The following is a 15,537-nucleotide window of genomic DNA, read 5'->3' as shown; positions in this document are numbered from 1 at the left end:
TTTATTATTTACAATATTGTTCTGCCACCTAGTTCTTTCGAAAGTGCAGTTTGTATGGTTTGCAGTTTGCTAATCATCTGCATGGTATTTAAAAGCTTTTCTTCGTCTCTGGCTTCTTGAGCAGTCTTCAAAATAGCTCTTTGTTCTTCAATAAATCGTTTTACCTTTTTTAGTTTTAATTCGTGTACTAATTTAGGCACTAACCAACTTACAGAATCACCTTCGTTGGTGACCTTAGATCCGAAGCGAGAATGAATTTTACTTAGTTCAATTTCCTGACTAATTAAATCCGATGTTAGCTGGCTTACTTCCTTATCCATGCTGGCAGCAAAAAATTTTGGTGCATCAAAATCTTCATTCTGATAATTGGCCTCGTACAATTCCATTATCTTTTTATATAAAGGATTGGCACTTTCTAATTCATCTTCTTGAAACTGAGCTAGAATAAATGCACCAACAGTTGTGTTTTCTTCACCTTCGCCTAATTCTTCTTCTTCAAAAAGATTAAAGTGTCCATGCTTTATCATGAATCGAATAATCTCTCGTTCTTCCACTTCATAAGGATTGAGAGATGTGAAGTTACTTGCAGGGGTTTGTTGTCTTGGCGGAGGAGTTGGTGCTTGTTGGTAAGCTGCTTTATATTGCTCTTCTCTCGATTGTTTTCCTTTTTTTGATAACTCTGCGTAAATAATAGGCTCCTCTACACCCATTAAAGTGCTACACTCCTTCACGTATTCAGAGCGTATAATATTATCAGGAATAACGGAAATGGTACGTACAATGTCTTGTAATAATTGGGCTCTCTTTACAGGATCAGTTTTTGCATCCTCAAGTAATAAACTTGTTTTAAACTTGATAAAATCGCCTTCGTTTGCAGCAATGTATTTTTCAAGTTCCTCGGCATTTCTGTTTTTTGAGAACGAATCAGGATCTTCCCCCTCAGGAAGTAAAAGAACTTTAACATTCATGCCCTGCTCAAGAACCAAGTCAATTCCTCGTAACGAAGCTTTTATACCTGCAGGGTCACCATCATAAATAATGGTAATGTTTTGCGTAAAACGCCCTATTAGTCTTATTTGATCTACCGTTAATGCTGTTCCCGATGAGGCCACAACATTAAAAACCCCTGCCTGATGAAATGAAATTACATCGGTATAACCTTCAACCAAGAAACATCTATCCTTGCGAGTGATCTCTTGCTTGGCCTGATAAATTCCGTATAAGATCTTACTCTTGTGATAAATCTCTGATTCGGGCGAATTTAAGTATTTGGCAGTTTTTGCATCGGCTTTTAAAACCCTACCCCCAAAAGCAGTAGGTTTACCAGAGATCCCATGGATGGGAAAAATTACTCTTCCTCTGAAACGATCGGCCTTGTAGGTGTCTCTAACAATAGTTAACCCTGTTTTTTCTAAAAATTCTACTTTGAAGGAATTTTTAAGAGCTTCATCTGTTAACGCCGACCTTGATTCAGGTGAGTATCCTAGCTGAAACTTCTCAATAATATCATCTCTAAACCCTCTGCTTCGTAAATAGGATAGGCCAACAGACCTACCTTCGTCGGATTTATGAAGTGTATTTGTAAAATATTTTTGAGCAAATGCAGATACAGCCATCATACTCTCTCTGTCATCCTTTACTTGTTGTTGTTCAGGACTTAACTCTACCTCCTCAATATGGATATTAAACTTCTTTCCTAAATGACGAATGGCTTCGATGTAGTTAATTTGCTCTACATCCATTAAAAAGTTAACGGCATTACCACCTTTTCCACAACCAAAGCACTTGTAAATTCCCTTGTGGGGAGATACAGTAAATGATGGTGTTTTCTCATTATGAAACGGGCAATTACCAATATAGTTAATGCCTCGTTTACGAAGTGATACAAACTCCGAAACCACATCAACAATTTGTGCTTGAGCACTTTCAAATACTCTATCTACCGTTCCCTGATCTATCATTTATTTATACACCTAATTTCTTGCGAGCTCAAAGATACACAATAAGCTTTTAGATTTGTAATCTAATTTTCAGGCCTTCTTATTTAAAGTATTGGGTACTTAATTGTGATTGCCTCGAGTTTATGATACTTTTGGAAAAAATAAACGAAATCAACAAAATATGTAACTTTAAGTATGCTTTAGGTGTATTGCTATTAAATATTTAATAAAATGTTAAGTCAGTCAACTAAAATACTTAAAATTTGAGTTTGCTGGTTATAATTATAAACACTATTTATTAAAAAGTAACTGGTGTAGAAAAAACGAATTCATTTTTTTAGGATGACGGGAAGAGGGGTTGAATACAATAAGTTAATTAGAGAGCTATCAGATGATCCTTTAAGACAAGCTCAGTTAGTAATGCTTGAGATTTTAAAGGTAATTGATCAAATATGTGAAAAGCATAAACTCCAATATTGGATTGATGCAGGCACTTTATTGGGTGCAGTTAGGCATAAAGGATTTATTCCTTGGGATGATGATATTGATGTGTGTTTAGCTCGAAAGGATTATAATAAGTTTATAGAAGTAGCGAAAAGAGAATTGCCAAAGGACCTTTTTTTACAGACTAGAGATACAGATAAGTCTATTTGGAAATGGATTAAGGTTAGAGATAATTACAGTACTTTTATTCAGACTACGGAGTTAGATCAAAAAGTATCCTATCATCAAGGTATTTTTGTGGATATCTTTCCGTACGATATTATTGAAAAGCAATTTTCAAAAAGCAAGCTACTATTAAACCGTAGATGGCATAAATCAACATCTAAGCTTGTAAGATTCTTTTCGGGTGTATTAAATGGTTTATCAATATTGCCAATTAAAATTATTGGATATAAAAATCTTAAGAAGTTTATTATTAATATGCATACAGGTAAAGAAGCTAATATAGTTAGCACAGGTGTTGATATAACAGTAGGTTTTCAAAATTTCAAATACAATACCGTTTTTCCATGTAAGAAGATCGAATTTGAAGGTTTGCAGTTTAATGCGCCAAATGATTATAAATCATACTTAACTCAAATGTATGGTGATTTTATGAAATTACCTCCAAAGGAAGATAGAATTGTACATGCGCATGAAATATTCCCTTTTACAAAATGTAATCACCCACAATCTATACAATATTAAGTAGTTATGAGTAAGCCGAATTGTAAAAAGTATTATGCTTTGTTTGTTTCCCAACATTTGTATTTTATCCCTCAGTTTTTTCCGATTGCGCAAATTCTGCAAGAACGAGATCATGATTTTTTATTTTTATTGATGGGTAAGGATTTACCATATCAAAATGATGTAGCAATTAATTTTTGTAAGAAGCATAACTTTAATTACGAAATATATAATGAGAATAATGATCCGATTAATTGTAAGTTTATGATTAATGGGGGAAATAAATTTCCAATATTTGAAATTAAATATGACTATTCTGTCTCTGTGGTTCATGGGATTGGAACAAAAGCAGGTTATTATTCTGATATTTTAAATAGTCATGATATTAGATTTATTGAAGGTCCAAAGCGGATTGAAAAAATAAAAGAATTATTTCCGGATACTAAATGTGATTTGCATAATGTTGGGTTCGCAAAGCTTGATACCGCTGTAAATATTATTAGGAATGAAAAGGAGAAGTATCTTGAGCTATATAATCTTGATGCTAGTAAAAAAACATTGCTTTATGCGCCTACTTTCTATCCAAGTTCAATAGAAAATATGCAAATTGATTTTCCGGAAATATTTAAAGATCTCAATATAATTGTAAAGCCGCATTTTTTCAGCTTGCAGCGTAAAAAGTATAAGCACCATTTAAAGAAATTTAAGGCGTGGGAGAAATATAAGAATGTATTTTTTGCAGATGCTGAACACTTTGATTTGTGCCCTTTAATGGCAGTTGCAGACGTAATGGTTACCGATGAATCATCTGCAATATTTGAATTTGCAGCTCTTAATAAACCAGTTATTATAAATCGAGATATTAAATATAGACTGACTTACCGAATCTTTAAATCAAAAATCAGAAAACGACTTGATTCTAATATGGATATTTACAGGAAGGTTGGAGTTGAGATATTAGATTCATCATTACTGAGAGATGTTGTATTAAATGAATTAAATAATCCTCAGAGCAAAGAAAAAGAGAGGTTATCAGTTTCGGAGGATATCGTTGGACTGGTTGATGGAGAAGTTTCTAGGCGAATTGTTTCAATATTAGAAAAGTATTGATGAAAAAATAACCTAATTCAAAAGTAATCTATAAGAAAGAAGACGAATTCTTAGGTTCTCACAGGTTTGCATTTCTTTTTTTTTAATTCCTCTATCTAGCAGTTAATATTTTTTTAACTAAGAGATTAATGCTTAGGATTAACCTCTTAGTTAGAAATATTATATTCTTTTCACATAAATAAGTTGACCAGAAAACTTACCTAAAAGAGTTTTTAAAGATACCTCTGCAACTTTTTCTGCTTTTAAGAGTGTATCTTCTGCTTCCATTCCAAAGTTCTTTGTGCGCATTGGAGTTTTGGTTCTTTCTGGGTTAATGCAATTAACTCTAACATTATTAAGTTCCCATTCTTCAGCTAAAGCTTGTGTTAAATTTACAATGGCTGTTTTGGTTGCCGAATATACAGCATAAAATGCACGTCCTCTTGTGTATGAGCTTGAGGTATAATTTAGCAGCTGACCATTTGTTTTGCATAAGTATGAATAACTCTCTTTAGCTACAATAATTGCTCCCTTTATGTTTATATCTAAGGATTCATTTATGGTTTCATAATCCATTTGAGCCAATGGTTGTCTATTTAATATTGCGGCACTATTTACAACAAAATCAATATTGCCACATTCTTTATATACAAGTTCAAGGGCTGACTTTACGTCATTAGGCTTCGTAATATCCGTGCCTGTTAGGCTTCTACTAAATCGGAATACTTTGGCACCATTCACTTCTGCAAGATCGGCAGTGGCTCCTCCTATTCCATCATTTCCTCCAAAAACAACTAATACTTTACCTTGCATTCCTTCTAACGAAGGTTGATTAAAGAATTGTTTATGCCTAATTTGGAATATCTTGTCTGAAATGAAAAGATCGAGTTCGTGAGTAATTTTTATATTAGTTGGATCTCCATCAACAACAAATATTGATTCTTCAGGCAGGTATTTTCTGATTACACCACAGTCATCGGTAGCTTTAAAGTTGGGGTCCTTAAGACCTAAATCATACGCCCTCTTGATGGTTGATAATTTAAAAGCCTGGGGTGTTTGACCATTCATTAATTTATTACGATCAGGAATACTAACTATCTTGCTATCTTCAACTTCAATTATAGTGTCGGTAGATGGAATGGCAACATCTATTGCATTATAATTATTCAATTGAGTATTTATGTCATTTAGTATCTTATTTGATACAAAAGGACGTACAGCATCGTGAAATATTAAGTTTATCTCGTTCTGTTCAGCAGGACTCCAATATGCATTAATAGCTGCTAAACTTGATTCATTTCTAGTACTTCCTCCTAAAAGGATTTTTTTAACCTTACTAAATGAATTTACATTTATTAGCTCTTTTACTTCATCAACATAACCTTTGTGTGTAACAATAGCAACCTCATCAATAGTTTGTGAGTTTTGAAAAGTATCTAATGTATGCTCTAATATTTTTCTACCCGCAACCCGCAAAAACTGTTTGGGTTTATCGCTACCAAATCTAGTTCCACTTCCGCCTGCTAATATTACTCCTATGTTCTTCATTACTTCTTGTTTATCTTTATATTTTAGAGTTTGCTATAAAATATAATCCTTTTACGATTATTATTTAATTTGTTAGCTTAAAGTACTTTTTTAGCACTAAAGTTGAGATTAGATCTTCCCTTTTTCTATTTCGAAACTGATTAACGTAATTGTTGGCATTAATCCTTATTTCTTCACCTTTTTCTGGGTTTTCTATGTAGTATAATAGCTTCTCCGTAAGGTCAGAGTAGTCATCCTTTATTAGTATATAATGATAGTCAGGAATTAATTGCCCTTCCATAAACCAAGTTTCAAATTTTGGTTTAGGCATTACCGCAATCGATTTAGAAGACATGATCCACTTTAAGTTTGTAGCAACATCATTTCCTTCTATTGATAATACAAATTTATAGGCTAATTGCTCCTCAATAGTTAATTTTTCAACTTTCCATTCAGTGTCAATATCAGCGTCATTTGTATGCCCTATATTACAAAATGGATTATTGAAGTGTTTTTCTAGTACCTCTACCCTCTGCGGTTGGTGTGTCCAAATATTACCTCTCCAAACAATTTTATTTACCTTATCAAAGAATTTTTTATTGTCTTTAACATATATGAAATGCCTCACCTTATTAAGGTTTAATAAAACTGAGTTGGCATTGTTATCACTAATCGGTCTACTTTTTACAACACTAGGAGTTTGTGGTATCTCTGTAATATCGCCAAACTCATATCTTAATCTATAGCTAGGGTCAAAATAGTGAACATACTTCCACATATCTAGGTAATATGTCTCCATATTGTGATCATGGATAAATTCTTTCACACTTTGAGAAGAGTTAGGAAGTTTAGTAATAGTATTTATCTTATTATAATAGTTAACCCTATTACTTATATATTCTTCATCAAAACTATTAAGCGTATTTAGGGTACGCTCTAATCCATTAGGAGCATATGATTTAGAAAGCTTAATTCGTATAAAATTTTTAAAATAATACCAAGCTTTAATGTTTTTATGCCTAACGTTTTTAATAGCAGAGTATTTCTTCTTTGTAGTATCTACTATGGTATAAGGGGCATAACTTTTTTCTTGTAATACCAATTCTTGAAAATAACTATTTACGCTATCAACAGATTGAGATAAGGTAAAGTTATTGTTTACAAATTCTTTGGCTGCAATAGTCATTTGTTCAGCTGCCTCAGGGTTTTCAAACAATTGGTTAAGTTGTTTGTAAATTGATTTTGGATTCTTTGTTTCTATGTATAGGCCTGTTTTATTATTGGTAACAAGTTCCGCAGCTCCGTTTACCGGAGTTGTAATTACAGGAACTCCATCAAGCATCGCCTCAAGCAATACATTTGGCATTCCTTCATATAATGAAGCTAATACAAATACATCTGCTTGCTTGAAGAGTGGATATATATTCTTTTGAAAACCTAATAAGAAAACATGATTCTCTAAACCATTTGAGCGAATGATTCTTTCAAGTTTATGTTGATCCTTACCTGAACCAGCAATAAAAAACTTCCAATCTTTATTATTGATTTTAGCAAATTGAGCTGCTAAGATAAAATAAGGGAATCCTTTTTGATCGTCAAGTCTTCCTGCGCTTAATATAATTTTTGTATTTTCCGATATAGGAGTGATCTTGTTGTAATCAAAAACTGAAGTATCTTCATTTATTTTAATACCATTATAAATTACTCTAACGTAATCTTTATCCCACCAACCATAACTGTCGTATATGGTTTTAAGAGATTTTGAATTGGTTAAAATACCATCTGCCAAATGACTAAATGTAACCTTGTATTTCCATTTGTTTTTGATTAGCTGAACACCTTGTCGACCGACTACCTTTGGTCTGTTAAAAAGTAGTTTATTGGCTACACCAACAATTCTAATATCCCTGTTAAGGCTGCAAATTGCAATATCAGTTTTGTTGTGTCGAAAATAACTTCTAAGGGTACTAATTGCTTTTATATCGAAATCAGTATTATAGGATATAGGCATGGTTTCTAAACCAAGTTCTTCCGCTTTTTGTTGGAGAACAGAGTTTTTTCTAACAGCTATTTTTACTTGATGCCCAATGTCAAGTAGTCCTTTTGCTGTTTGAATCATCCATTTTTCACCACCTCCCCATTTGTTTTTACCTATAGAGTTAACAAATAGAATATTTAGTCTCATGTAGTTTGTTTGTTTGATCATCTTATTATTGAGAGCTTTTGGGGTGGTATTATATCCTTAACAAATATTGTGCTCAAAATGAGCAGCAATTTCTTTTATTACTTTTTCAGGTTTGATATCTATCAAACACTTCTTTATTTCTTTAATCTTGCAGATGGTACTACCATCTTTACTACAAGGTTTACACGGAAGTTCTATTTCAAAAACTTTCATGTTTTTCCCCGATGGGTATCCGAATGCAGAAGGGCCAATTAGTGCAATGCCATGCTTATTAAATAAATCTGCTGCATGCAAAAATCCGGTATCACCACTCAAAACATAATTTGCTTTTGAAGTTATACAAAAACTCTCGTGTAGGGTAGTTTTTCCTGCAAGGTTTAAAACCCTATTTGGGGCTACACTTCTAATGTCCTCACAAAAATGATCATCAGGACCACCTAGTATGATGAACTTTTTATCGGAGAGTTGCGTAATTACTTCTTGCCAATATTTAACAGGCCATTTTTTTAAGTCGTGAGCAGCAGAAGGAACAAGTGTTACTGTATTTTGAGTATAACCATTTATTAGTTTTGAGCACTTGTTCTCAATTTCATCGGGAAATACCCAATTAGAATCGGGGGTTTCAAAATTATTGATATCCCATTTTCTGATGGGCGACCTAAACGATTCAAAAGCTCTAAACGGGTTGGGAAGTTTGTTGATGCCAAATTTAAAAAGTAAGATTCTTTTAATTCGATGCTTGCGTCTGGTTATCAGTTTGGAAGAACTAAGGTTTAAAGGGTTTAGAATAGTTTTTACGATGTTAGAGCGGATATTACTATGCGCATCGTAGATATGAGAGTAACCTTCTTTTTTTAGTTGAAAGGCAAGTTTCAGGAGACCAAGCATTCCTAGCTCTCTGTCAAATTCCCATATTTTATCAATGCGAGGATCAATTTTTATTAACGAAGCTAAATCTTTTCGAACTACCCAATGCAATTCCGTTTTTGGGTGGTGGTTTTTAAAGCCTCCTGTAACTGCCATGCATTGGATAATATCTCCAATAGAACTAAATCTGATAATTAAAATCTTTTTCACAATGATGATATTGAAAAACACAAGCCATTATCGAAAGGATAATGGCTTGCAATATAGTTGCTTTATATTTTTTACTTTTTTATTATAGCATCCATTATAATGGTTGCTTTATTGTTTCGGCACTCAAAAATGCCACTTGTGCATTCAAAAAAATGTTCTTTACCATTTTTACCAATTACTCTGATTGTACCTTTCTCAAGGTTTGATACTATTGGAGCGTGGTTTTTAAGGACTGTAAAGCTACCATTTATTCCCGGAAGTTGAACTAATCCAACATCATTGGAATAAATAATTTTCTCGGGTGTTATAATTTCTAGATTTAAATCCATATTATTTCGCTTCAGCTAATAACTTTTCTCCTTTTTCAATAGCTTCGTCTATTGTTCCCACAAGGTTAAATGCCGCTTCTGGGTATTTATCAACCTCACCATCAATAATCATATTGAAACCTTTAATGGTATCTTCAATGCTAACCAAACAACCTTTTAAACCTGTAAATTGCTCAGCAACATGGAATGGCTGCGATAAGAATCGTTGAACTCTACGTGCTCGGTGTACAATTAATTTATCTTCTTCAGATAGTTCTTCCATACCCAAAATGGCAATAATATCCTGAAGTTCTTTATAACGCTGTAAAATTTCTTTTACTCTTTGAGCCGTGTTATAATGCTTATCTCCTACAATATCAGGACTTAGAATACGTGAAGTAGAATCTAAAGGATCCACTGCAGGATAAATACCAAGCTCTGAAATTTTACGACTTAATACTGTTGTAGCATCAAGGTGAGAGAATGTTGTTGCCGGAGCTGGATCAGTTAAATCATCCGCAGGAACATAAACTGCTTGTACAGATGTAATAGACCCATTTTTAGTTGAGGTGATACGCTCTTGCAATGCGCCCATTTCAGAAGCTAATGTTGGCTGATAACCTACGGCAGAAGGCATACGTCCTAATAGAGCTGATACTTCAGATCCTGCTTGGGTAAAACGGAAAATATTATCAACAAATAGAAGAATATCCTTTCCAGAACCTTCACCATCTCCATCTCTAAAACTTTCTGCAATACTTAAGCCTGACAGTGCAACTCTAGCACGTGCGCCAGGGGGTTCGTTCATTTGTCCGAAAACCATGGTAACTTTAGAGTCATCTAATGCCTTTTCATCAACTTTAGAAAGATCCCAGCCACCTTGTTCCATATCTTTTTGGAATTCCTCACCGTAATCAACAATTCCAGATTCAATCATTTCTCTTAGTAGGTCATTTCCCTCGCGAGTTCTTTCACCTACACCTGCAAATACAGAAAGACCATCGTACCCTTTGGCAATGTTATTAATAAGTTCTTGAATAAGTACAGTTTTACCTACTCCAGCACCTCCGAATAAACCAATTTTACCACCTTTTGAATAAGGCTCGATAAGATCGATTACTTTAATTCCGGTAAATAAAATTTCAGCTTCGGTTGATAAGTCTTCAAATTTAGGAGGATCTTTATGAATTGGGGTACCGCCCTCTTTATCAATATTACCGATCCCATCAATTGGGGTTCCGGTAACATTTAGTAAGCGTCCTTTAACTTTATCTGCCGGAGGCATTAAAATAGGTTGACCTGTTGCAACTACTTTCATACCTCTGGTTAAACCATCAGTTGCATCCATAGAAATACATCTGATTGCGCTTTCTCCAATATGTTGTTGGCACTCAATGGTAATTTTTTCACCATTGTCTCGTACTATTTCAAGTGCATCTAATATTTTAGGAAGTTCACTGTCGTTAAGTTCAAAGCTAACGTCAATAACAGGACCTACAATCTGAATTATTTTACCTTCTACTTGCTTCATATAATGTTATTATTAGCTATCCATCGATTTTTGTGATAGAATATCCGATAGATTAAGGAATAGAACCGCTTTTTGTTTAGCCGATCAAAATAGAAAAAATATTGCAAAACCTTGCAAAAAATAATAGGGTTCTAATTACTTCTGTGCATTAAATTTTTAGCAAAAGAAATTAACTCTTGCTTAGCATTATTATGGATATCTATATTGCTTAAACTATCCATTGCTTTTGAATAATACTCCTCCATTTTTTGTTTAGAAAGCTCATCTACTTTTAATTTCGTATAGAGGTTTTTAACAGCCGTTATTTTTTCATCAGCATCAAATTCTTCTGCTGAAATCCATTTGTTTAACTCTTGGGTTTCATCTTTATCAGCTTTAGCCCATGCGCTTAATAATAGAAATGTTTTTTTGTTTGCAATAATATCTCCTCCAATTTTTTTGCCAAAGGTTTTAATATCACCAAAACAATCTAAGTAATCATCTTGCAGCTGGAAGGCTAAACCAATGTTTAATCCAAAATTATAAATATTGTTAGCATCATCTTTTGGAGCGTTGGCTAATATTGCACCTACCTTAAGGCTTCCTGCTAATAGAATGGCTGTTTTTAAACGAATCATTTCAAGGTATTCGTTTGTAGTAACATCCCTTCTGGTTTCAAAATCCATGTCGTATTGCTGACCTTCGCAAACGCCAATTGCCAATTCGTTAAATAGTGCAAATATTTCAGGTAATACTGAGTCTTCACAATCACTCAAAAACTGGTAGGCTTTAATCAGCATTGCATCTCCCGAAAGGATGGCTGTATTGGCATTCCATTTTTTATGAACCGCAGGTTGGTTGCGTCTTACATCTGCATTATCCATGATATCATCATGTAGCAAAGTAAAATTATGAAACACTTCAAGGGCTAATGCAGGTGGCAAACTATTTTTTATATCTCCATTGAAAAGTTGAGTAGCCATTAAACACAAAATAGGTCGAATGCGCTTTCCTCCCATATCGAGAGAATATTTAATGGGCTCGTAAAGTTTAACAGGTTCTTGATCAAAAGAAATCTCCTTTAACTCTGCATTAACAAAGTTTAGTAATTCATTAATATTTAGCATTCTTAAGCGTCTTTTGTGTTCTTCTTTATTCTTAACTCTTCAAGTTCAATGTCTTCATCTTCATCATAAATATGAAGTAATGGTTCTTTGAAGGATTTTGTTGTGATGTATTTTTCTAAGGTTAAGAGGAGCGAAGGTAATAAAATTAAATTTGAGAAAAGTGCAATGAGCAATGTTACAGCAACTAAAATACCTAAAGCTACAGTTCCGCCAAACTCTGAAAAACCAAATATTCCAAAACCAAAGAATAAAATAATTGATGTATAAATCATACTTACCCCTGTTTCTTTTAAGGCTAGTACAACTGCGGCTCTAATGCTCCAATTGGTTTCAGTAAGCTCTTGTCGATATTTAGCCAAATAATGGATGGTATCATCAACTGAAATTCCGAATGCAATACTAAATACTAATATTGTAGAAGGTTTTATTGGGATGCCAAAATAACCCATTAATGCCGCAGTCATGATTAGCGGAATTAAATTGGGAATTAAAGAAACAATAACCATTCGTTTTGATGAAAACATCCATGCCATAAATGAGGCTATAAGAATTACCGCGAGAAATAAACTGACAAATAAATTCTTAATTAAATATTGCGTTCCCTTAAAAAATACGACACTAGCTCCTGTAACGGAGGTGTCAAATTTAGCACTCGGAAATATTTCTTCAATTTCTTTAATGATTTCTTTGTTGATAATCTCCATGCGGTTGGTCCCGATGTCTTTCATTCTAAAACTCATCCTAGCTTTCTGACTAAGAGAATCTACAAATGTTTCTATGAGCTCGGTACCACTTTCCTCATTTTTGGATATGTATGACAGTATGAAGTTACGTTCTTGGTTACTTTTCGGAACGCCATAGTATTTTTCGTTACCATTATAAAAACTTTGGCGCGCAAATTTTACTGCCTGAGTAAGTGAGAGTGCCTTTGAAATATCAGGATGTTGTGCTAATTTGGTTTCTAGCTTATCCATCTTCATTAACGAACTACTCTTTAATACACCTTTAGCTTTTTTTGTATCAACTACAATTTCTAAAGGCATTAATCCATCAAAGTTTTTTTCAAAAAATTTAAGATCAACATAAAGAGGATCATCATGAGGGATATCATCAAGCATATACCCCGTTGTTTTTATTTGAAATATACCAATAACCCCTAAAAACAAAACTACACCTGTAACAGAATAAACCGTAGTTCGATTATTTAAAGCGATATGAACAAACTTATTTACTATTTTATTAACAGCCGTGTTATTTAGGTGGTTAAGGTGTCTTTCTTTTGGTTCGGCTACAAAACTAAATATTATAGGAATTAGTAATAATGATAATAAAAAGACTACCAATATATTGATAGCTGCAATTATACCAAACTCAATAAGTATGCGGCTGCTGGTAAAAACAAAAGTTGCAAAACCAGATGCTGTTGTTAAATTGGTTAAGAAGGTTGCATTACCAATCTTTCGTATAACTCTTTGAAGTGCTTTTATTCTATTACCATGCTGTTTGAATTCTTGATGGTACTTGTTGAGCAGAAATACCGAATTAGGTATGCCAATCACAATAATTAGTGGAGGTATCATACCTGTTAATATGGTTATTTTAAATCCAAGAAGGGCTTGGGTCCCAAGAGCCCAAATCACCGCGATAATAACTACAAGCATTGAGTAGATCACAACCTTGAATGATCGGAAGAATAAGAATATGATGAGTGCTGTAATTCCAAGAGCCATAAATATGAACATATTAAGCTCTTTCTTAATCATTTCTGCCGTAATCACCCTAATGTATGGTAGCCCAGAATAATGAATAGAAACGTCTGTTTTGTTAGTGTATTCTGTTCCAGCTTCAACAATTCTATTGATTAGTTCTACCCTAGCCTCGCTTTGAAGAATCTCAGGTTCTAGAGTTATGGCCATTAAGTAGCTGTCAGTTTCTTTGTTATGCAAAACTCCTTCATAAAAAGGTAGATTTGTATATACTCTTTGCAGTGAGTCTAAAGTGTATTGACTGTCAATTTCATTATTGAATATTTGAACAGTTTCAAAACGTTTTTTCTCTTTATTTTTAATTAAATTGTAAGATTCACTAGCTGAGAAGACCGCGCTTACACCATCAATTTCTTGAAGTGATTTAGTTAGTTCTTGCCAATTTTTAAAGTTGTCAAGTTCAAAAAAATCTCTGTCTTGAACGCCCAAAACCATTAAGTTACCATCGTTACCAAATTGGGCGGTAAATTCTTGTTGTTCAATATATGCCGGATCATCTTTTGGTAAGAGAGGTGCATATTCATATGACATTTGAACATCACCGGCTTTGAACCCCATAAACAGGGTAAGTATAAATATGAGGCTAAGAAAGAATAGTCTATTTCTTAAAATTGTGCGTGCAATAACTGTCCACATTGTATTTTTGCTCTAAAGTGTTATGTTGAGATTTGTAATCCCTTCTATTTGTATTAATTGATTTTTGTGGGCTGAATTGGCACACATGATAGTAAATGGCACAAGAGGTAATGCTTCAGTAATATATTTACTCACAAAATCAAAGTCATTTTCTTCTGTTACTATAACTCGTAAGAATAGCAAGTCTTTTTCAGATAATTCTTTTTTTTGCAAATGAGGATTTAAACTTGCCTGAAGACTCTTTACTTCTTCAATAATATTGAGGATAGTGTTTGTGGTTTGTTGTTTGATATCTCCTTTTGGGCTTTGATGAATCGTATTTATTTGTGGAGAGGAATTATTAATAATAATACTATTTTTTATTCTCTTGAATGCAGTATTCTCATCGCCGTAAGCTAAAGCACAAATGTCAACAGATAAAATATCGTGATTTGAACCAATATTGATATTTAAGGGTAAACCATTCTTAAATTGAGCACCGCCACAATAGAAATCTTTAATCTCATTAAATTCCTTAAGATTATCTTCTGACAATGCACCAATATAATTATTTTGTTTATAGAGGTGCTCAAAGGTCATTTCTTCTGCATCAAGAATTTGCTCTGCAAAATCGAGCGTTTTCTGAATGTTATAGACTTTGCTTGTCTCGTTAAAAGAAATTGATCCGGAGAAAAGTTCGGTAGAATTATGATTTTCAACAACTGTGTAATGATGATCAAATAATTGTTTAAACTTTACAACTCCTTCTTTTTTGTTATGTAAAGTTGATTCAATAAGAAAAGGAATGTTTCTGTGTAAAGATATTGGGACTATGGATAACCCAGGGGTTTTATCCTTAAAAAACGCTTTGCAATTCTGAAGAGCAGAATCACTTTCTTTAGAAAAACTGTCCTTTGTTTCTGAGTTGATATAAATGGTGACTTTAATAGTGAAATAATCAACATTTTCCTTTTGGATTGTATCCAAAATAGAAATTAGATTTTCGTTAAAATTATCCCCCTCCTTAGCACTATGTTGCTTTACTAATCGAATCATTCCTAAATATAAATAGAGAAGGCAAATTTATGAGTTTTATCGGTTCATTTGGCAAAACAGTGCAAAAATTATAGGTCTTCTCTTTTTTTAACAAAAAATGTTTGTAATAAGTAACCTAATTGTAATAGCTGCCGTAATACCCTTAGAAAAACGTAGAATTAATTGTA

Annotated in this window: 11 protein-coding genes; 2 read left to right on the top strand and 9 right to left on the bottom strand. The window is 33.3% G+C overall.

Annotation, left to right across the window (positions count from 1 at the left end):
* Positions 1-8: 8 nt before the first annotated feature.
* Positions 9-1,961 (bottom strand): DNA primase, encoded by a 1,953-nt coding sequence (gene dnaG, locus QMO11_RS03770; RefSeq protein WP_282036098.1) that lies wholly within the window; start codon positions 1,959-1,961, stop codon positions 9-11.
* A 321-nt stretch (positions 1,962-2,282) separates the two neighbouring features.
* On the opposite strand from dnaG, the gene QMO11_RS03765 reads away from it, so the two are divergent.
* Both QMO11_RS03765 and QMO11_RS03760 read left to right on the top strand, forming a co-directional pair.
* Complete coding sequence (locus QMO11_RS03765) at positions 2,283-3,131, top strand: LicD family protein (RefSeq protein WP_282036097.1); 849 nt, start codon at positions 2,283-2,285, stop codon at positions 3,129-3,131.
* A gap of 6 nt (positions 3,132-3,137) precedes the next feature.
* Positions 3,138-4,220, top strand: coding sequence for a CDP-glycerol glycerophosphotransferase family protein (locus QMO11_RS03760; protein WP_282036096.1), 1,083 nt, complete (start codon positions 3,138-3,140; stop codon positions 4,218-4,220).
* A gap of 159 nt (positions 4,221-4,379) precedes the next feature.
* Here QMO11_RS03760 and QMO11_RS03755 read toward each other — a convergent pair whose 3' ends face one another.
* The 8 genes from QMO11_RS03755 to QMO11_RS03720 all read right to left on the bottom strand — a co-directional run bounded on the left by QMO11_RS03755 (position 4,380) and on the right by QMO11_RS03720 (position 15,370).
* Positions 4,380-5,747: a bifunctional cytidylyltransferase/SDR family oxidoreductase gene (locus QMO11_RS03755; protein ID WP_282036095.1), complete on the bottom strand. Its 1,368-nt coding sequence runs from the start codon at positions 5,745-5,747 to the stop codon at positions 4,380-4,382.
* 64 nt (positions 5,748-5,811) lie between these two features.
* Positions 5,812-7,911 carry a glycosyl transferase family 90 gene (locus tag QMO11_RS03750; protein WP_282036094.1) on the bottom strand — a complete coding sequence of 700 codons (2,100 nt, stop codon included), beginning with the start codon at positions 7,909-7,911 and terminating at the stop codon, positions 5,812-5,814.
* A 57-nt stretch (positions 7,912-7,968) separates the two neighbouring features.
* Positions 7,969-8,988, bottom strand: a complete 1,020-nt coding sequence (locus tag QMO11_RS03745; protein WP_282036093.1) for a glycosyltransferase family 9 protein — start codon at positions 8,986-8,988, stop codon at positions 7,969-7,971.
* 71 nt (positions 8,989-9,059) lie between these two features.
* Positions 9,060-9,317: an ATP synthase F1 subunit epsilon gene (gene atpC, locus QMO11_RS03740; protein WP_282036092.1), complete on the bottom strand. Its 258-nt coding sequence runs from the start codon at positions 9,315-9,317 to the stop codon at positions 9,060-9,062.
* Position 9,318: 1 nt separating this feature from the next.
* Complete coding sequence (gene atpD / locus QMO11_RS03735; RefSeq protein WP_282036091.1) at positions 9,319-10,827, bottom strand: F0F1 ATP synthase subunit beta; 1,509 nt, start codon at positions 10,825-10,827, stop codon at positions 9,319-9,321.
* A gap of 131 nt (positions 10,828-10,958) precedes the next feature.
* Positions 10,959-11,933 (bottom strand): polyprenyl synthetase family protein, encoded by a 975-nt coding sequence (locus QMO11_RS03730; protein ID WP_282036090.1) that lies wholly within the window; start codon positions 11,931-11,933, stop codon positions 10,959-10,961.
* A 2-nt stretch (positions 11,934-11,935) separates the two neighbouring features.
* On the bottom strand, positions 11,936-14,257 hold the full coding sequence (locus QMO11_RS03725; RefSeq protein WP_282036089.1) for an efflux RND transporter permease subunit: 2,322 nt from the start codon (positions 14,255-14,257) through the stop codon (positions 11,936-11,938).
* 90 nt (positions 14,258-14,347) lie between these two features.
* Positions 14,348-15,370, bottom strand: a complete 1,023-nt coding sequence (locus QMO11_RS03720) for a hypothetical protein (protein WP_282036088.1) — start codon at positions 15,368-15,370, stop codon at positions 14,348-14,350.
* Between the last annotated feature and the right edge of the window lie 167 nt (positions 15,371-15,537).

The organism is Saccharicrinis aurantiacus (genome assembly GCF_947489045.1).
Taxonomy (GTDB): Bacteria; Bacteroidota; Bacteroidia; order Bacteroidales; family Marinilabiliaceae; genus Saccharicrinis; species Saccharicrinis aurantiacus.
The sequence above is the reverse complement of the archived record's forward strand: the minus strand, read 5'-3'. Positions and strand labels throughout refer to the sequence as shown.